Here is a 19,094-nt window from a genome sequence, read left to right on the forward strand (position 1 = left end):
GGAAACTCAGGCTGTCTCGGTGAGGGCGGCACGGCTGTTCGCCTTCGACCATCGTTCGGCGAGGTCGAGGAAATTGCGCAGGATCGTCGCGCCATGCTCGGAAGCGATGCTCTCGGGATGGAACTGCACGCCGTGCAGCGGCAGCTCGCGATGCGACAGCGCCATGATCAGGCCGTCCTCGGTCGCGGCCTCGATCTCCAGCTCGGTCGGGCAGCTCTCGCGCGCCACGATGAGCGAGTGATAGCGCGTCGCCTGGATCGGCCCGTTGATGCCGTGGAACAACCCGCGGGCGCGATGCGTGATCGTCGAGATCTTGCCGTGCATCGGCAGCGGTGCGCGGATGACGTCGCCGCCAAAGGCCTGGCCGATCGCCTGCAGGCCGAGGCAGACGCCGAAGATCGGCACGCTTGCGGCGCCCTCGCGCACGAGGTCGAGGCAGATGCCGGCCTCGTTCGGCGTGCAGGGGCCGGGCGAGAGCACGATCGCGTCATGGCCGCCGGCGAGCGCCTCTTCAGCGCTTAGCGCATCGTTGCGGCGCACTTCGACCTCGGCTCCGAGCCCGCCGATCAGATGGACCAGGTTCCAGGTGAAGCTGTCGTAATTGTCGATCAGCAGGACGCGCATTGTCGCTCTCGGCCTCCCGACCGCGATTGTTGGCGAAGGTCATGCCCGTTCAAGGGTCTGCCGGTCAAGCTGTTGTACCGGCAAAGCCATTCCGCGCAGGCGGATCGACGCCTTCGCGATTGCCTAACGGCACCGGCAGGCGACATGATGCGAACCACTTGATAAATGCGATGCGGCCGTCACGGCTGCGTCAAGCGGCGGTGGCATGCGGTAGCGTGATGGTTGGAGTGTCTCAGATCGGGCGATGGCTGGCGGTTGGCGCAGCGCTTGTGCTTGCCGCATGCAATACCGGCGAGCGGCCCCGCGCGTTGCCAATGGAGGAACTGGCGACGGCCGAGGTCGTCAACTACGGCACGATCCGCTTCTGGGGCGATGCCGTCGCCGAGAACACCAGCCAGTATCTCGACAACCAGTACAAGCAGATCGCCGCCTCCGGTTGCCGTCCCTGCCAGTCCGCCGCGACCTTCCTCGCGCTGTCCGGCGGCAGTGGTGACGGTGCCTATGGCGCCGGCTTCCTCGCTGGTTGGACGGCGCGCGGCGACAGGCCGCAATTCGAGGCCGTGACCGGCGTCAGCACCGGCTCTCTGGCCGCGCCCTTCGTCTTCCTGGGATCGAAATACGATGATGCGCTGCGCGAGATCTACACCCGCTACGGCGACGAGCAGCTCTTCCGCACCAAGGGCGTCTTCGGGCTGCTCAGCGAGTCGCTCTACGACAACGCGCCGCTGCGGCTGATCATCGAGCGCTACACCACCGACGCACTGCTGGACGAAATCGCCGCCCAGCATCGCAAGGGCCGCCGGCTGCTGGTCCAGACCACCAACCTGGATGCGCAGCGCCCGGTGATCTGGGACATGGGCTCGATCGCGGCAAGCGGCCAGCCTGACCGCAAGAAGCTCTTCGTCGACATCCTGCTGGCTTCGGCCGCGATTCCGGCAGTGTTCCCGCCAGTGCGGCTCAACGTCACCAGCAATGGCCGGGCCTATGACGAGCTCCATGTCGATGGCGGCGTGACCTCGCAGATATTCTTCGCGCCGCCGGGGCTCGATCTGAAGGGCGCGGCGCAGCGCAATCTCGGCCATCAGCGCAAGCTCTCGCTCTACGTCATCCGCAACGGCAAGCTGAAGCCGGAATACCGGGCCTCGGTCCAGACCGTCGTCGGCCTCGCGACCCGCTCGATCGCGACGCTGGTGAAGTACCAGGCGCTGGCGAACATCTGGACGATCTCGGCTGCGGCCGAGCGCCTCGGAGCCCGCTTCTCCTTCACGGCGATCCCCGAGAGCTTCCAGGAAAAGCAGCGCTCGGATTTCGACACCAACTACATGAAATCGCTCTTCGATCTCGGCTTCGAGCAGGCGCAGAGCGGCAAGGCCTGGGAGACCGAGCCGCCGCTTTCGCCGACGCTGTCGATGCGGTGAGGCGAGGGAAGCAATGCTGCAGCGCGATCACCTGACCGTCATTGCGCCCTCGCTCGCCGAGGGCGTCGCCCATGTCCGGAGCTGCCTCGACCTCGACATCCCCTATGGCCGCGCCCATGACGGCATGGGCACACATAACCACCTGCTGCGGCTGGGCGACGACGTCTATCTCGAGGTCATCGCGGTCGACCCCGCTGCGCCGCCCCCCGGGCGCCCGCGCTGGTTCGGACTCGATGATTCCGGGCTGGTGCGAAGCAACTGGGACGAGGGCTTTCGCCTGCGCGGCTGGGTCGCGCGGACGACCGGCATCGCCGACATGCTGGCGCGGCACGGCGCCATTCTCGGCGAGGAGGTCCGGCTCACGGGCTCGGGGCGCTCCTTCTCCTTCGCGGTTCCGCCAGGCGGCGCGCTGCCGCTCGCGGGGCTCGCACCCTCGGTGATCGATCGCGGCGGGTATCCTCCGTCGATTGCCGCCATGCCGGAGCTCGGCGCCCGGCTGCGCTCGTTCACCGTCGAGCATCCGCAGCCCGAGGACGTGGCGGCGCTCTATGAGAGGCTAGGCGTCGAAAACCCGCCCGATATCCGCCGCGGCGAGCGCCTGCGCTATCGGGCGATGATCGAGACGCCGGCCGGGCTGAGAGAGCTCAACTGAAGCGGAGCGCTCCCGCTACTGCCCCCGCCCGGCCCGCGAGGCGAACCTGATCGCCTCTTCCGCCGCCTTGAACAGGGCCTTGGCCTTGTTGATGCACTCAAGCTGCTCGGAGACCGGGTTGGAATCGTAGACGATGCCGGCGCCGGCCTGGACGTGCATGCGCCCATCCTTGACCACCGCGGTGCGCAGCACGATGCAGGTGTCCATCTCGCCATTGGCGCCGAAATAGCCGATGCAGCCGCCATAGGCGCCGCGCGCGTCGTGCTCAAACTCGTCGATGATCTCCATCGCCCGCACCTTCGGCGCGCCCGAGACCGTGCCGGCCGGGAAGCCCGCCGCGAGCGCCGCGAGCGCGTCATGCTGCGGATCGATTTCGCCCTCGACATTCGAGACGATGTGCATGACCTGGCTGTAGCGCTCGATGAAGAAGGAATCCGTCACCTTCACCGTGCCGATCTTGCTGACGCGGCCGACATCGTTGCGGCCGAGGTCGAGCAGCATCAGGTGCTCGGCCCGCTCCTTCGGATCGGCGAGCAGCTCCTCGGCCAGCGCCTCGTCCTCCTGCGCCGTCTCTCCGCGCCGCCGCGTGCCGGCGATGGGGCGGATGGTGACGGTGTCGTCGCGCAGCCGGACCAGGATCTCCGGGCTGGAGCAGACGATCTGGAAACTGCCGAAGTCGAGATAGCACAGGAAGGGCGCCGGATTGACCCGCCGCAGCGCCCGGTAGAGCGCGAAGGAGGGCAGCGCGAACGGCGCCTCGAAGCGCTGCGACAGCACGACCTGGAAGATGTCGCCGGCGCGGATGTACTCCTGCGCCTTGCCGACCATCTCGTGGAACTCGGCCTCGCTCGTATTCGAGACGACCGCGGGCTCGGGCAGGGCGCTGATGTCGATCGCGGCCTCCGAGGGCAGGGGACCCTCCAGCGCCATCACCACGGCGTCGAGCCGCTCCTGCGCCCGCTCATAGGCGGCCCGCGCCGGAACGCCGACCTGCGGCCGGACCGGGGTGACGAGATGGATCTCGTCGCGCACCGAATCGAACACCACCATCAGCGTCGGCCGCATCAGGATGGCGTCGGGAACGCCGGTGCCGGTCTCCTTGGGTTCGGGCAGGCGCTCCATCAGGCGCACCATGTCGTAGCCAAGATAGCCGAAGATGCCGGCCGCCATCGGCGGCAGGTCGTCCTCACTCGGGATCGCGCTTTCGGCGAGCAGGGCGCGCAGGCTCTCGAAGGCCGGGCGCGGATCGGGCTGGAAGCTCTCGCCGAGCGCCGTGCGGCAGAGCGAGGCCTCGCCGTGGTGGCAGCGCCAGAGCACGTCTGGCTCGATGCCGATCATCGAGTAGCGGCCACGCACGGCGCCGCCCTCGACCGATTCGAGCAGGAAGGCCGGCCCTTGCGTGGCATGGCGCAGCTTCAGGAAGGCCGCGACCGGCGTCTCGCAATCGCCGACCAGCGCCTGGCGCAGCAACTGGACGTTGCCCGCGTCATAGGTCGCGGCGAAGCGTTCGAAATCGGAGAGAAGCGGCATCAGTTCGTCGTGCCGCCGGTGGCGTTCCTGAATGCGGCGTCGTTGAACGAGACGCCGAGATCGGCCTGCAGCTTGGCGACATAGGCCGTCAGCATGTCCTCGCTGATGCTGGAGCCGAGCAGGCGGGCGAAGTTCTCGGCCTCCTGCGTGGTGCGCGCATAGGGCGGCACCGTGGCGCTGTCGACCTTGAACAGCACGCGCCCGTCGCCGGCTGCGGCGGAGTTGCTCTTGCCGACAGGGGTGCCGAAGATCAGCGTCACGACATTGGCTGGCAGCTCCGGCTTCTGGTCCTGGCGTCCCAGGTCCTGCGCCTGCTCGATCGTCAGCCCGGCCGCGGCCGCGACGACCTCGAAAGCCTCGCCGGCATCGAGCTTCTGCACCAGCTCGCGGGTCTTGGCCGAGAGCCTGTTGGCGACCTCGTCGCCGTGCCATTGCGCCTCGACCTGCGCCTTGACCTCGTCGAAGCTCTGGTCGCGCGAGGGATCGATCTTGGTGACGTCGAACCAGACATAGCCGGCGTCGCGCGGTAGGCGGATCGCCTCGTTGTCGACGCCGATATCGGAGCGGAAGATCGCCTGCAGCGTGCTGTCGCCGCCCGGCAGCGCCTCTTCCTGGGTGCCGTCGGGCTTGCGCAGGCGGGCGTCGGCCGGGCCGAGCGCGCGCAGGTTCAGCTTGAACTCGGCGGCGATCTCGGCGAGCGGCTTGGCGGCGGCGCGCTGGTCCTCGATCTTGTCGTGCAGCTCGGTGAGCTGGCTCGAGGCCTTGCCGGTGGCGATCTCGGCCTTCACCTCGCCGGCGACCTCCTCATAAGGCCGCACATGCCCGGGCTCGACCTTGGTGACGCGCAGCAGCACCGGGCCGAAGGCGCCGTCGACCGGCGCGCTGACCGCGCCTTCCGCAAGCTCGAAGGCGCCGTTGCGCACGGCCTCGTCGAAGACCTGCGGGCGGGTGAAGGTGCCGAGCGTCAGGTCCTTCTCGGCGACGTTGCGCTCGGCCGCGATCGACTCATAGGTCGCGCCGCCGTCGATCTTGGCCTTGGCCGCCTGGGCGTCCGTCAGCGAGGGGAAGCTGATCTGCTGGATCGTGCGCTGCTCGGGCGCGGTGAAGCGCTGCGCCTTGATCTGCTCGTAGCGCGCCTTGGCCTCGTCGTCGCCGATGGTCGCAGGGTTGGCCAGCGCCTCGGCCGTGATCGCGAGCAGGTTGGCGCTGCGGTATTCCGGAGCGCGGAACGAGGTCTTGCGTTCCTCGAAATAGGTCTTGAGCTGCGCCTCGCCCGGCGCGGCGATCTCGCCGGCGGCGCTGGCCGGCACCTTGGCGAAGGTCACGGTGCGGCGCTCGTTGCGCAGGCGGTGGCCGAGCTCCTGCAGGGCGACGGGCGCACCCACTGCGCCGACGACCATCTCGGCCAGCTCCTGGCGCAGGATCGTCTCGCGCTGCGTGCGCACATAGCTCTGCTCGGTGAAGCCGTTGGTGCGCAGCAGGTCGTTGAAGCGCGGCGCCGAGAAATTGCCGGAGGCATCGCGGAAGTTCGGATCGTCGAGGATGAGGTTGCGGATCGTCTCGTCGGAGACGGCGAGGCGCATGTTGCGCGCCGTCTGGTCGAGCGTCGCCTCGGTCAGCAGCTTCGCCAGCACCTGGCGGTCGAGGCCGATCGCGCGGGCCATTTCAGGCGTGATCGCCCGGCGCTGCTGGCGCGTCAGGTTTTGCACCTCGTTCTGGTAGGCGGTGCGCATCTGCTCGATGCCGATCTCCACCTTGCCGACCTTGGCGACCTCGTTGCGGCCATAGCCGCGGAAGATGTCGCCGACGCCCCAGATCGCGAAGGCGCCGATCAGAACGCTGAACATCAAGACGATGAGAAGCTTGCCGAGGAAGGTCTCGCCCGCCTTGCGGATGCGCTGCATCATCATGTCAGTCGTTCTTTCCTGCGTCCTGCCGCGTGGTCGCGGCGTGAGCCTTCAGCTTTAATCGTTGGCGCTTATAGGAACCGATCGTGCCGCCCGCAATCGCCGCGTGCTCTTGCCGCCTGATTGCGGCGCCGGCTAGGCGTTGCTAGACGCAAAACGGACAACAAAAAGGGAGATCCGGCAGGTGACGCGCAGCATCAGGCCACTGGTGGCCGGCAACTGGAAAATGAACGGGCTCAAGGCCGATCTCGCCGTCGCGACGGAGGTGGCGAAGGGCTACGCGCCGGAGCTGAAGGGCAAGGTCGATCTCGCCATTTGCCCGCCCGCGAGCCTGCTTTTCATGGCGAGCGCCGCGCTGATCGGCTCGCGCATCGCCACCGGCGGGCAGGATTGCAGCGCGCAAGGCTCCGGCGCCTTCACCGGCGAGGTCTCCGCCGCGATGCTGACTGACGCGGGCGCGACCTATGCCATCGTGGGTCATTCCGAGCGCCGCACGCTCCATGGCGAGACCAACGCGATCGTGAAGGCCAAGGCCGAGGCCGCGCAGAAGGAATTGCTCGTCCCGATCGTCTGCGTCGGCGAGACCCGCGAGGAGCGCGAGGCCGGCAAGGCGCTCGCCATCGTCCGCAGGCAGATTCGCGGCTCGGTTCCGGATGGCGCGAGCGCCGCCACATTGGTCGTCGCCTATGAGCCGGTCTGGGCCATCGGCACCGGGCTCACGCCCACGGCGCAGGATGTCGCGGAGATGCACGCGGCGATCCGCGCCGAGCTCGGCAAGCTGCTCGGCAAGGCCGCTGCGGCCGGCGTGCGCTTGCTCTACGGTGGCTCGGTCAAGCCTTCGAACGCGGCCGAATTGATGAACGTCGCCAATGTCGACGGCGCGCTCGTCGGCGGCGCGAGTTTGAAGGCCGAGGAGTTCCTGGCCATCGCCAAGGCTTGCGTCTGAAAACCTGCGCCTGACGCCTCTGCAATCCGGCCGTTGCAGGAATGACGCAATTGCCGGGTGGCACAGTCTGAAACTGCGTGCTATGTGCCGCGCCGAAGCCGCTACCGGCGGCACGCGGCGCGGGCACCCTTGGCGGCGGCCTGCGCCATACCTATTTCGCGAGATCATGCAGAACGTTCTCATCGTCATCCATCTGATCATCGTGATCGCGCTCGTCGGCGTGGTCCTGCTGCAGCGTTCCGAAGGCGGCGGCCTCGGCATGGGCTCGGGCGGCGGAGGCGGCGTCGGCGGCTTCATGACCGGCCGCGGCCAGGCCAACGCGCTGACCCGCGCCACTGCGATCCTGGCGGGCGCCTTCTTCCTGACCTCGATCGCGCTCGCGATCCTGGCCAATCAGGGCCGCACGCAGCGCTCGATCATCGATGGCGCGCCGGCCTCGACTGCGCCTGCCGCGCCGACCGGCCCGAGCGCCCCCAATGCCAGCGGGCAGGGCGGCGTGCTCGACCAGCTCCGGCAGATGCAGAACCAAGGCAGCGGCGGCTCGCAACCGCCGACGCCATCGGCGCCCCCGGCGCCGCAGCAGTAACGGACGACAGGGCAGGGGCCGGGAAACCGGCCCTTCTCTTTTGTGGGAAAGCTGCCGGGAAACCGGCCCTTTTCTTTTGGTGTGAGCCTGCCGATGCGTCAGCGCGGCTAGGCTGTGGACAAGCGTGCGGGGCAGGGCGGTGTTGCACGCCGGCGCTTCGCGAATCGCAAACCTGGGTCTAGAGGAGAACTCCCATGACGCGGTACGTTTTCATCACCGGCGGCGTGGTGTCCTCGCTTGGCAAAGGCCTGGCGGCGGCGGCTCTGGCAGCCCTCCTTCAAGCGCGCGGCCACACGGTTCGCCTGCGCAAGCTCGACCCCTACCTCAATGTCGATCCGGGCACGATGAGCCCGTATCAGCATGGCGAGGTCTTCGTGACCGATGACGGGGCCGAGACCGACCTCGACCTCGGCCATTACGAGCGCTTCACCGGCCGGCCCTGCAATAGGGGCGACAACATCACCACCGGCCGCATCTACATGGACATCCTGACCAAGGAGCGCCGCGGCGACTATCTCGGCGCAACCATCCAGGTCGTCCCGCACGTCACCAACGCGATCAAGGAATTCGTCCTCACCGGCAACGAGGACTATGACTTCACCCTGGTCGAGATCGGCGGCACGGTCGGGGACATCGAGAGCCTGCCGTTTCTCGAAACCATCCGCCAGGTCAACCAGCAGCTGCCGCGCGGCCAGTGCATCTTCATTCACCTGACGCTGCTGCCCTATATCCCGACCGCCGGCGAGCTGAAGACCAAGCCGACCCAGCACTCGGTCGCCGAGCTGCGCTCGATCGGCATCCAGCCCGACATCCTGCTCTGCCGCACCGACCGCGAGATTCCGCGCGAGGAGCGCCGCAAGCTCGCGCTGTTCTGCAACGTCCGCGAGACCGCCGTGATCGAGGCCCGCGACGCCGCGTCGATCTACGACGTGCCGCTGTCCTATCATGCCGAGGGGCTCGACAACGAGGTCCTGGCCGCCTTCGGCATGGATGCCAGCGCCGAGCCCGACATCAGCGGCTGGAAGCGCATCTCCGAGCGCGTCAAGAACCCCGAGGGCGAGGTCACCATCGCCGTCGTCGGCAAGTATACCGGCATGAAGGACGCCTATAAGTCGCTGATTGAGGCGCTGACCCATGGCGGCATCGCCAACCGGGTCAAGGTCAACCTCGACTGGATCGAGTCGGAGGTCTTCGAGAAGGAGGACCCGGCGCCCTTCCTCGACCACGTCCACGGCATCCTGGTGCCCGGCGGCTTCGGCCATCGCGGCGCCGAGGGCAAGATCAAGGCAGCAACCTTCGCCAGAATGCGCAAGGTGCCCTATTTCGGCATCTGCTTCGGCATGCAGATGGCGGTGATCGAGGCCGCCCGCTCGCTCGCCCATATCGAGAACGCCAATTCGAGCGAGTTCGGCCCCACGGACGAGCCGGTCGTCGGCCTGATGACCGAATGGATGCGCGGCAACGAGCTCGAGCAGCGCGCCGCCGGCGGCAATCTCGGCGGCACGATGCGGCTCGGCGCCTACGCCTCGAAGCTCGAACCCGGCTCGAAGATCGCCAAGATCTACGGCTCGACCGAGATCTCCGAGCGCCATCGCCACCGTTACGAGGTCAACATGACCTATCGCGACCGGCTCGAGCAGAAGGGCATGGCGTTCAGCGGCGTCTCGCCGGATGGCTTGCTGCCGGAGACGATCGAGTATCCCGACCATCCATGGTTCATCGGCGTGCAATACCATCCCGAGCTGAAGTCGCGCCCGTTCGAGCCGCACCCGCTCTTCGCCAGCTTCATCGAGGCGGCGGTGGTGCAGAGCCGGTTGGTCTGACGGCCTTCCCTTCTCCCCTTGCGGGAGAAGGTGCCCCGAAGGGGCGGATGAGGGGTCGCGCTGCCCTTTCCGAATGTCGAGGACGTCACGCGCGATGTTGCAATCGTCGCGCGACCCCTCATCCGTCAGCGCTTCGCGCTGCCACCTTCTCCCGCAGGGAGAGAAGGGAAGGACGCGGCTCCCGAACAAATTGCCCGATACCCGCTGGCGAAACCGCGCCGGCCGCTTATAGTCTGCCGCAATATTCGATCAGTCGAAGGCTTGGGGGCAGGCACGATGACGATCTCCATGGCCGGCTTGCCGGCATTTCTGCTGTATTTCTGCGTGGGCAGCGCCTTGATCGCCGGGTTTGCGGTGATCTATTTGCGACTCACTGCGCATGATGAGATCGCGCTGATTCGCGCCGGCAATCTCTCCGCTGCGGTCGCCTTCGGCGGCAACCTCGCCGGCTTCTCGATCCCGCTCGAAAAGGCGATCGCTCAGGCGAGCAGCATTCCCGATTGCGTGCTCTGGGCCGTCGCCGCGATGCTGATCCAGTTCGCCGTCTACGGCCTGGCCCGCCTCCTGATCCCCGAGCTTTCCAAGAAGATCGAGGAGGACAAGCTGCCCTCCGCCGCGATGCTCGCGGTCATCGCCGTGATCAGCGGCACGCTGGCCGCCGCCAGCATGACGATCTGAGGGCAGGGCGATGAAGCGCTCGACCCAGATCGGACTTGCCGCCGTGGGCGTCGTGCTCGTCGCCTCGTTCTGGCCGCGCGGCGACGATTCGTCGGACGAGAACCTCGTCTACAACTCGCTGGCCGATTGCCGCGCCGCCGGCCAGCTCAGCGCGAGCCAATGCGAGCAGCGCTTCAACGAGGCCTCCGCCAACCATCTCCGCGATGCCAAGAAGTTCACCAGCACCAGCCAATGCGAGACCGAATATGGCAGCGGCAGCTGCCAGAGCGCGGTCTGGAACGGCGCCCAGGTCGTCATTCCCGCACTCGCCGGCATCATGCTGGCGCGCAGCTTCGCCCAGGGTGGCGGCGCGGCCCAGCCCCTGCTGCCGCCAACCAACCAGGCCTGCCCGCCTGGCAGCCAGGCCGAGGGCTGCCAGCAGGCACGCTCGTCGTCATCCTCGTCGTCCAGCAGCAGCGGTGGCGGCGGCTATCGCAGCAGCAGCTCCTCGTCCTCCTCGGCGCGCGCCTATTCGACCTCCTCGGGCGCTACGGTCATTGCTCGCGCCGGCTCGTCACCGGGAAGCGCCACGGCGACGAGCGTCTCCTCGCGCGGCGGCTTCGGCTCGACCTCGCATTCTTACAGCTCCTCGTCGTCGTCCTGAGATGCGCCGTATCAAGCTCGCTCCGCGCCCGAACTGGCAGGCCGAGGTCGAGCGCCTCGGCTTCGCCTTCCATACGATCGACGGCGAGACCTATTGGGATGAGAGCGCCGCCTATGCCTTCACGCTTGAGGAGATCGAGCGCGACATCGAAGCGCCGACCGGCGCGATCGAGCAGCTCTGCTTCGCCTTCATCGAGCGCGCGCTCGGCAGCGAGGAGATCCTGACCAAGCTTGCCATTCCGGACATGCATTGGCAGTTCATTCGCGATAGCTGGCAGCGCGGCGACCGCAATCTCTATGGCCGGCTTGACCTCGCCTATGACGGAAAAGGCCCGGCCAAGCTGTTGGAATACAACGCGGATACGCCGACTGCCCTGTTCGAATCGAGCGTGGTTCAATGGGACTGGCTGGAGCAGGCGATGGCGCGCGACGCGCTGCCCGCCGGCTGCGACCAGTTCAACTCGCTGCACGAGCGCCTGATCGCCGCCTTCGGTGCGCTGCGCCAGCCCTCGCCCTATCGACTGCACCTGACCTGCGTCCAGAACAGCAACGAGGACAAGGGCACGGTCGACTACTTGCAGGATTGCGCGGTGCAGGCCGGGCTCGACGCCCGCTTCACCTATATCGAGGAGATCGGCCTGCTCACGGATGGCAGGTTCTGCGATGGCTCGAACGTCGCCATCGAGACGCTGTTCAAGCTCTACCCCTGGGAATGGCTCTTCCGCGAGAACTACGCCAACGCGCTGGCCGGTGCGCAGTGCCAGTTCGTCGAGCCGCCCTGGAAGGCGATCCTCTCGAACAAGGGTCTGCTCGCCTGCCTCTGGGAGATGGAGGCCGGCCATCCCAATCTGCTGCCGGCCTTCTTCGAGGGCGATCCGCGCTGCGCCTCGCTGTCGCCCCGCCATGTCCGCAAGCCGCTCTATTCGCGCGAGGGCGCCAATATCGAGCTGTTTGAGCGCGGCAAGGTGCTCGACAGCGATGACGGCCCCTATGGCGCCGAAGGGCATATCCTGCAGGACGCCGCCACGCTGGCATCCTTCGACGGCAACTACGCCGTGCTCGGCTCCTGGCTGGTCGCCTCGGAGCCTTGCGGGCTCTGCATCCGCGAGGATACGACGCCGATCACCAAGAACACCTCGCGCTTCCTGCCGCACTATATCGAGCCGTGACCGCCTCGCGAAAGCTTGCTACGACAGTTGAGCAAACCGCCGCGAGCGGCTCCGAACCCTAGAGCCGGATGATTTCAGATGGAATCGCAAAGCGATCCCATCTGAAATCTGAATCCGTCTCTCATCAAAGAGTTAGAGCATGATGTCGTCCGAAAACCGGTGCCCACTTTTCGGCATCATGCTCTAGCGATTCCCGACATGACCGAGCCCAACCGGCCCCGCGGCCTCGACCATCTCGTCATCGGCGTTCGCGACCTCGACGCCGCCGGCCGGCTCTACGAGCACCTTGGTTTCCGCGTCGGCGCGCGCAACCGCCATCCCTGGGGCACCGAGAACCGCATCGTCCAGTTCCCCGGCGCCTTCCTCGAACTGGTCACGGTCGGCGATCCCGGCGCGATCCCGCCGCATCAGCCGCATCGCTTCTCCTTCGGTGCCTTCGTCCGCGACGCGCTGGCGCGGGGCGAGGGCATGTCGATGCTCGTGCTCGAGAGCAAAGACGCCTTAGCCGATGCCGGCGTTTTCAAGGAAAGGGAGATCGGCGACTTCGAGCCGTTCTTTTTCGAGCGCCAGGCGAAACGCCCCGATGGCAGCGAGGTCCGGGTCGCCTTCTCGCTCGCCTTCGCCGAGAACGGGCGCGCGCCGGAATGCGGCTTCTTCACCTGCCAGCAGCATGAGCCGCAGAATTTCTGGAACCTGGCCTTCCAGCAGCATCCGAACGGCACGACGGGTCTCGCCGCCGCGGTCATGGTCGCCGAGAATCCGACCGACCATCACATCTTTCTTTCTGCCTTCACCGGCGAGCGCAGCCTGAAGTCCAACTCGCTCGGCGTCAGCGCGCCGCTGCCGCGCGGCCGCCTCGACATCCTGACGCCGCACGCCGCCTTCCAGCTCTTTGCCGGCGAGGAGGGGGCGGCGGGGCCACGTTTCGCCGGCTTCGTCGTCACGGTTCCGGATCTCGCTCGCGTGCGCAGCCTTCTCGCCGCCGGCGACATCCCGGCGTTGCAGGTGGGTGAGAGGATCGTGGTGCCCTCATACGCCGCCATGGGCTGCATGGTTGCGTTCGAGGCTGGGTGACGTGCAGGATCGCGCGTCGAGCGGGTGAACCTGATGGACGAGGGAAGCTCAGTGATCTTTGGCCAGGCTTTGGCGCGACTGCCGGATTTCGCGCTGTTCTTTTCGGTCGCGCTCGGCCTCGTCGCCGTCTACCTCCTCGTCTACACGCTCGCCACGTCCCATAACGAGTTCGGGCTGATCCGGCGCAACAACATCGCTGCGGCGCTCTCGCTCGGCCTGAGCCTGATCGGCTTCGCATTGCCTTTGTCGAGCGCGGTGGTCCACTCGACCACGATCATCGACTTGACCGTCTGGGGCATCGTCGCGCTGGTGGTGCAGCTTCTGGTCTACGTGCTGGTCAGGCTGGTGCTGCCGAACCTCTCGGGCCGGATCGCGGCCGGCGAGCTTGCGGCCGCGCTCTTCCTCGGCGCGGCCTCGCTCGCCGCAGGCGTCATCAACGCGGCGACGATGACCTTCTGACAAACCTCGCCGTCATTGCGAGGAGCGAAGCGACGAAGCAATCCAGGGGGACCGGGTGAGCGAGCCCCCTGGATTGCTTCGCTGCGCTCGCAACGACGGGGAGGGCGCCACTCAGGCAGAGCAAATCAGGCTTCCGCCTTCTCCGGCGGCAGCGAGGCGAGCAGCCCGATCAGCGCCCGGTCGTGCAGCACGACCATGCGCTCCTTCGGCTTCAGCCAGATCGAGGCTTCCTCGACCGTCTCTGCATCGACCAGCTTGGCCTGCGCGACGGCGCGGTCGGGCTCGATCTCGCCACGGCGGCGGTTCAGCCCTTCCGGCAGCATCGCCTCATGCGCGGCGCGCAGTTGCGGCTCGGCATGCAGCGCCGTCAGCCCGCAGGCATCGTCATAGCCGGCCTTGGCGAACTCGGCCTGCAGCGCGTTGGCGCGGGTCGCGATCGCCGGCGGATCGCCTTCCTCCGGCGTCACCAGCAGCTTGTGCCGCTTCAGCCAGAGCCCGAGCGCAAGCTGGCCCGAGGCCCAAGACAGCGGGATCGCCAGCACCAAGCCGACGATCGTCGGCGACATCCAGGCGAAGAGCGAGGTCGCGATCATGAAGGCCGAGATGCCGGCGAGCAGGCCGAGCGCCGTGTGCATGCGGTGGCGCCGGACGATGTCCTTGAACGGGATCGAGCCGTCGTCGCGCCGCTGCGGGTTCCAGCCGGTATCGCGCCCGAGCAGGATCTGGAAGACCGAGCCCGACTGGATCAGCATCATGATCGGCGCGAAGAAGGCCGAGAACAGGATCTCCAGCAGCGCCGAGAGGATGAGCCTGATGCCGCCGCCGCAGGCCCGCCTGAGCCTGGTATGGAACAGCGTCAGCAGGATGCCGAAGAACTTTGGCGCGAGCAGGATCGCCATGGTCAGCGCGAACAGGTTCAAGGCTCGTTCGGGGTCGAACCGCGGCCAGACCGGGAAGAGCGTGAACTCCTGCGTGAAGTACTCGGGACGCGCGTAGTTGACCTGCAGCACGATCAGGATGCCGACCACCAGCTGCATCAGCCAGAACGGCGAGGCGACATAGCCCATGATGCCGGTGGCGAAATGCTGGCGCGTCGACCAGACGAAGCCCTTGGCGCCGATGATGCGCGAATGCTGGAGGTTGCCCTGGGCCCAGCGCCGGTCGCGCACGGAGATGTCGATCAGCGAGGGCGGGCTCTCCTCGTAGGACCCCGTCAGGTCGGGCAGCATGTAGACCGACCAGCCGGCGCGCCGCATCAGGGCGGCCTCGACGAAGTCGTGGCTGAGCACGTGGCCGCCGAAGGGCGGCTTGCCCTTGAGGTCGGGCAGGCCGCAATGCTCGGCGAAGGCCCGGGTGCGGATGATCGCGTTATGGCCCCAGTAGTTGCCGTCGCGGCCCGACCACATCGCGAGCCCGGTCGCGATCACCGGCCCGTAGACCCGCGCCGCGAATTGCTGCAGCCGGGCGAAGAAGGTGTTGCGGTTGATGATCAGCGGCAACGACTGGATGATGCCGGAATCGGGATCTGCCTCCATCGCGGCGGCGAGGCGGACGATGCAGGTGCCGGTCATCAGGCTGTCGGCATCGAGCACGACCATGTGCTCGTAGTGCCCGCCCCAGCGCGTGACGAAATCGGCGATGTTGCCGGCCTTGCGGTGATGGTTCTTCGGCCGGTGCCGGTAGTAGACGCGCGAATCCGGCCCGAGCCGCTCGCGCAGCGCCAGGAAGGCGCGCTCCTCGGCGATCCAGACGTCGGGGTTGGTCGTGTCGGAGACGATGAAATAGTCGAAATGCTCGCCCAGGCCGGTGGCCTCGACCGATTCGCGGATCGCCGCCAGCGCCGCGAAGGTGCGCGCGGTCGACTCGTTGTAGATCGGCATCACCACGACGGTGCGATGCTGCAGGCTCTCCGCCCGGCCGGCCTTGCCGGCTCCTGTGAGGAGCCCGAAGAAGCCGAGCAGGGCGCTGGTGAAGGCGAGCGCGATCCACGAGAAGTTGATCGTGAACAGCACGAGCAAGGCGTACTGGAGCAAGGTCGTGCGGCTGACCGACACGACATGGTACATTTCCCAGGCGCCATAGGCGGTGAGCGCCATGCCGCCGCCGAAGACGAAGAGGCGCTTCAGCCAGGGCGTCGTCCAGTCGCGCGGCGCGGCGGGCTTGCGCCGCTCCGAGCCGTTCCAGCTCCGAAACGATTGCACCGGCATCACCAGACGGCTCTCCGGCGGCGTCGCCGGCTCCACCACGGCCGGAGCGGGCGGCGCGGCCAGCTCGGCCGCGCGCATGGCGGTGCCGGTCACCATGTCCATCGGTCCAGCCAGGTTTCGGAGACGGGCTGGCCGCCGGCCTCGAGCACGAGGCGGAGCTCCGACAGGTTGTCGGTGCCGGGATCGATCTCGAAGCCGACGCGCATGCTCTTGCGCTCGGGATAGGGCCAGAGCCGCAGGCCCTGCACGGAGCCGGGCGTCGCGGTGATGTTGGCGCGCGTCGCCGCGACGATGCCGGCATCGGCGAGCTTGTCGCCGCTGAACTCGACCGAGAAGCGCCGGCGCCGGCCTTGGCTGCCGCGCCCCTGGCGGATGCGCGTTACTGTGGCGAGCGGGGCCGGCCGCTCCGGCGGCTGCCAGCACCAGGCCTGGCGATAGGCGACAGTGGTCTCGGAGCCCGCCGCGATCGCCTGGCGCGGCCGCCAATAGGCGATGATGTTGTCGTTGAGCTCGGAATCGCTGGGGATCTCGATCAACTGGACCGAGCCGGCGCCCCATTCGCCGAGCGGCTCCATCCAGACGCTGGGCCGCAATTCGAAGCGCTGGTCGTCATCCTGGAAGGCGCCGGGGTCGCGCTCGCGCTGGACGAGGCCGAAGCCGCGCGGATTCGTGTCGACGAAGGAGGAGACCTGCAGGGCGGCCGGGTTGTTGACCGGCCGGTAGATCCATTCGCCGCCGCCGGTCAGCATCTGTACGCCGGAGACCTCGTGGATCGACGGGCGCAGCTCGTCGAAGGTGCGCCGGCTCTGCGGGCCGGAGAGGAAGGTGCCCATGGTGCAGCCGAAGCCGACATGGTCGAGCACCTGCCGGGCAAAGAGCGTCATCTCGACATCGATGAAGGTGACGTCGCCGGGGCGCAGCGTCATCCGCACCGCGCCGGTCAGGCTCTCCGAATCGAGCAGGGCGTGGATCACGATGAAGCCCGAAGCCGGGCTCGGCCGCTCGATCCAGAAGGCGCGGAAGAACGGGATCTCCTCGCCACGCTGCTCGCCCGGCCGCAGGATCAGCGCCCGCGCCAGCGCGCCGAAATTCTGGCCGCGCGCCAGCGAGCGGAAGAAGGTCGCGCCCTGGAAGATCGCGACCTCGTAGGGCCGCTCATGCCCGGCCGCGATGCGGAAGCCGGAAAATTGCAGGTCGACATTGACTGGGGGCGGCGTCACCCGCCCGTAGTCGAACTTGCTGCGGTCGAAGGTGACGCGGCGCACCGTGTCGTCCTCGACCGTGAACAGGCTGACCGGCGCCGAGAAGACGTAGCCGCGATGCAGCGGCTCCACCGTGAAGCCGCGATTCTCGCCGGCCCAGATCATCCCGCTGGGCTGGGCCCGAATCCCGACGAACTGGTCGAAGGGCAAGGTCGCGTAGCCGTCCGGCAGGTCGGTGGTGACGGTGGGAATCGTCGGCTTGCGCGACAGCATCCGGGCGGCTTCGACCACCAGCGAAGGATCGAAGCGCTGGCCCTCTGCGATCACCGACTGCACGGCGGCGGCCCAGCCCGGCTGCTGGGCCTGGGCGGCGCTGGCGCCGAGGAGTGGCGCAGCAGCGAGACCGCACGCGGCACTCTCCAGAAACTGTCGGCGATTCAAGGATTTCGACATCATATCCAACATAGACGGGCGGCCCCTCAGCCCCCTGCGCTTCTAGAGCATTTCGCGTCTAGGTGAAAAGCGGTCACGGTGACGAAAGTGCAAAAACTGGGCAGGTGGGGCAGCGCTTTCGCTCCGGCTCCGGAAGGGTTTATCCACTCTGTCACGGCGAAGGTGTATGCCGGCTGACAATCTCTTGAGTTTTGGCAAATGCGGTCGGGATCGGCTATCCACCCCTACCGCAACGCCAGCATGCGCCGGATTGATCCGTCCGACCGTGAACGAGGCGCTGAATTGAAGGCAAGTCTGCAGGAAAGCCTAGAATCATGACCGAAATGCAGCCCGGCCGGACCTGTCTGGCGGTGATCCTCGCCGCGGGCGAGGGTACCAGGATGAAATCGCAGCGCCCGAAGGTGCTGCATCAGGTCGCAGGCCGTTCGCTGCTCGGCCACGCCATCGCCGCGGTCTCGGCAGCGGGCGCCGACGCGGTCGTGATCGTGGTCGGGCCCGACCGGCCCGAGGTCGCGGCCGAGGCCAAGGCGCTGCTGCCTTCAGCTGAAATCGTTGTCCAGGCCGAGCGCCGAGGCACTGCGCACGCCGTACTGGCGGCACGCGAGGCGTTGGCCCGGGGTTATGACGATGTCCTCGTCGCCTTCGCCGATACGCCGCTGCTGCGCCCGCAAACCTATGAGGCCTTGCGCGCGGCGCTGGCCGGTGGCGCGCAGATCACTGCGCTCGGCTTCGAGGCCCGCGACCCGACCGGCTATGGCCGGATGGTGATCGAGCACGGCGAGCTCAAGGCCATCGTCGAGCACAAGGATGCCAGCGAGGCCGAGCGCGGGATCACGCTCTGCTTTGCCGGGCTGATGGCACTCGACGGCCGCCATGCACTGGCGATCCTGGAGGCGATCGGCAACGTCAACGCCCAGAACGAATACTACCTGACCGAAGCCATTTCGATCGCGGGCTCGAAGGGCCTGAAGACCGTCGCGCATGTGGCGCCCGAGAGCGAGGTCCAGGGCGTCAACGACCGGGCCCAGCTCGCCGCCGCCGAAGCGGAGTTCCAGCGCCGCAAGCGGCTGGAGGTGATGGCCGGCGGCGCCACGCTGATCGCACCCGAGACGGTGTTCTTCAGCCATGACACGAAGATCGGCCAGGACGTGCTGATCGAACCCAATGTCGTCTTCGGCCCGGGCGTCAGCGTCGCCGACGAGGCCGTCATCCACGCCTTCTCGCATCTGGAGGGGGCCGAAGTCGGCCCGCAGGCCAGCGTCGGCCCCTATGGCCGGCTGCGCCCGGGAGCAAAGCTCGGCCGGAAGGCGCGCGTCGGCAATTTCGTGGAGATCAAGGCCGCCGATCTCGGCGAGGGCGTCAAGGTCAACCACCTGACCTATATCGGCGATGCCAGCGTCGGCGCCGATTCCAACATCGGCGCCGGCACGATCACCTGTAATTACGACGGCTTCCTGAAGAGCCGCACCACGATCGGCATCGGCGCCTTCGTCGGCTCGAACTCCTCGCTGGTCGCGCCGGTGACGATCGGGGACGGCGCCTATATCGGCTCGGGCTCGGTGATCACCCGCGACGTTCCAGCCGACGCACTGGCGATCGGCCGCGGTCGGCAAGTCGAGCGCGAGGGCTGGGCCAAGAGCTTCCGCGCCGAATCGCAGGAAAAGAAGAAAAACGCGGCCAAAACCAAGGATTAGATGAGCGCGGCAAGCCTCCGTTCATAGTTG

16 protein-coding genes are annotated in these 19,094 nt (G+C 67.5%); 11 read left to right on the forward strand and 5 right to left on the reverse strand.

Going from position 1 to position 19,094, the window contains the following annotated elements; translation table 11 throughout:
• Positions 1 to 6 precede the first annotated feature (6 nt).
• Positions 7 to 624 carry an anthranilate synthase component II gene (locus DWF00_RS03740; RefSeq protein ID WP_114830062.1) on the reverse strand — a complete coding sequence of 206 codons (618 nt, stop codon included), beginning with the start codon at positions 622 to 624 and terminating at the stop codon, positions 7 to 9.
• A gap of 314 nt (positions 625 to 938) precedes the next feature.
• Here DWF00_RS03740 and DWF00_RS03745 point away from each other — a divergent pair, with 314 nt between their 5' ends.
• Both DWF00_RS03745 and DWF00_RS03750 read left to right on the forward strand, forming a co-directional pair.
• Positions 939 to 2,042: a patatin-like phospholipase family protein gene (locus DWF00_RS03745; protein WP_181832715.1), complete on the forward strand. Its 1,104-nt coding sequence runs from the start codon at positions 939 to 941 to the stop codon at positions 2,040 to 2,042.
• 13 nt (positions 2,043 to 2,055) lie between these two features.
• Positions 2,056 to 2,694 carry a VOC family protein gene (locus DWF00_RS03750; RefSeq protein ID WP_114830064.1) on the forward strand — a complete coding sequence of 213 codons (639 nt, stop codon included), beginning with the start codon at positions 2,056 to 2,058 and terminating at the stop codon, positions 2,692 to 2,694.
• Between the two features lie 15 nt (positions 2,695 to 2,709).
• On the opposite strand, the gene trpE is transcribed toward DWF00_RS03750, so the two are convergent.
• The gene (gene trpE, locus DWF00_RS03755) at positions 2,710 to 4,224 is read right to left on the reverse strand and encodes an anthranilate synthase component I (RefSeq protein ID WP_114830065.1); all 1,515 of its coding nucleotides are present in this window, start codon (positions 4,222 to 4,224) and stop codon (positions 2,710 to 2,712) included.
• Positions 4,224 to 6,134, reverse strand: coding sequence for a peptidylprolyl isomerase (locus DWF00_RS03760; RefSeq protein WP_114830066.1), 1,911 nt, complete (start codon positions 6,132 to 6,134; stop codon positions 4,224 to 4,226). The genes trpE and DWF00_RS03760 overlap by 1 nt, the downstream gene beginning before the upstream one ends.
• Before the next feature lie 181 nt (positions 6,135 to 6,315).
• On the opposite strand from DWF00_RS03760, the gene tpiA reads away from it, so the two are divergent.
• The 8 genes from tpiA (at position 6,316) to DWF00_RS03800 (ending at position 13,508) form a co-directional block, all read left to right on the forward strand.
• Entirely contained in the window at positions 6,316 to 7,077 is a 762-nt protein-coding gene (tpiA, locus tag DWF00_RS03765) for a triose-phosphate isomerase (protein ID WP_114830067.1), read from the forward strand.
• Between the two features lie 166 nt (positions 7,078 to 7,243).
• Complete coding sequence (gene secG, locus DWF00_RS03770) at positions 7,244 to 7,663, forward strand: preprotein translocase subunit SecG (protein ID WP_114830068.1); 420 nt, start codon at positions 7,244 to 7,246, stop codon at positions 7,661 to 7,663.
• A 194-nt stretch (positions 7,664 to 7,857) separates the two neighbouring features.
• On the forward strand, positions 7,858 to 9,486 hold the full coding sequence (locus DWF00_RS03775) for a CTP synthase (RefSeq protein WP_114830069.1): 1,629 nt from the start codon (positions 7,858 to 7,860) through the stop codon (positions 9,484 to 9,486).
• Between the two features lie 276 nt (positions 9,487 to 9,762).
• On the forward strand, positions 9,763 to 10,164 hold the full coding sequence (locus tag DWF00_RS03780; RefSeq protein WP_114830070.1) for a DUF350 domain-containing protein: 402 nt from the start codon (positions 9,763 to 9,765) through the stop codon (positions 10,162 to 10,164).
• Positions 10,165 to 10,174: 10 nt separating this feature from the next.
• A complete protein-coding gene (locus tag DWF00_RS03785; protein WP_114830071.1) occupies positions 10,175 to 10,807 on the forward strand; it encodes a DUF1190 domain-containing protein in 633 nt (210 codons plus the stop codon).
• Between the two features lies 1 nt (position 10,808).
• A complete protein-coding gene (locus DWF00_RS03790) occupies positions 10,809 to 11,975 on the forward strand; it encodes a glutathionylspermidine synthase family protein (RefSeq protein ID WP_114830072.1) in 1,167 nt (388 codons plus the stop codon).
• Between the two features lie 198 nt (positions 11,976 to 12,173).
• Entirely contained in the window at positions 12,174 to 13,049 is an 876-nt protein-coding gene (locus DWF00_RS03795; RefSeq protein ID WP_114830073.1) for a VOC family protein, read from the forward strand.
• A 33-nt stretch (positions 13,050 to 13,082) separates the two neighbouring features.
• Positions 13,083 to 13,508 carry a DUF350 domain-containing protein gene (locus DWF00_RS03800; protein WP_245973735.1) on the forward strand — a complete coding sequence of 142 codons (426 nt, stop codon included), beginning with the start codon at positions 13,083 to 13,085 and terminating at the stop codon, positions 13,506 to 13,508.
• Between the two features lie 125 nt (positions 13,509 to 13,633).
• Here the strand turns inward: DWF00_RS03800 and mdoH are convergent, their stop codons facing one another.
• Together mdoH and DWF00_RS03810 are read right to left on the reverse strand one after the other, a co-directional pair.
• A complete protein-coding gene (mdoH, locus tag DWF00_RS03805) occupies positions 13,634 to 15,793 on the reverse strand; it encodes a glucans biosynthesis glucosyltransferase MdoH (protein ID WP_114830165.1) in 2,160 nt (719 codons plus the stop codon).
• A gap of 11 nt (positions 15,794 to 15,804) precedes the next feature.
• A complete protein-coding gene (locus DWF00_RS03810; protein WP_245973736.1) occupies positions 15,805 to 17,358 on the reverse strand; it encodes an OpgD/OpgG family glucan biosynthesis protein in 1,554 nt (517 codons plus the stop codon).
• A gap of 335 nt (positions 17,359 to 17,693) precedes the next feature.
• Here DWF00_RS03810 and glmU point away from each other — a divergent pair, with 335 nt between their 5' ends.
• A complete protein-coding gene (gene glmU, locus DWF00_RS03815; RefSeq protein WP_114830167.1) occupies positions 17,694 to 19,064 on the forward strand; it encodes a bifunctional UDP-N-acetylglucosamine diphosphorylase/glucosamine-1-phosphate N-acetyltransferase GlmU in 1,371 nt (456 codons plus the stop codon).
• The last annotated feature ends 30 nt before the right edge of the window (positions 19,065 to 19,094 follow it).

The sequence above is a fragment of the Allobosea caraganae genome (assembly GCF_003351345.1).
GTDB lineage: Bacteria > Pseudomonadota > Alphaproteobacteria > Rhizobiales > Beijerinckiaceae > Allobosea > Allobosea caraganae.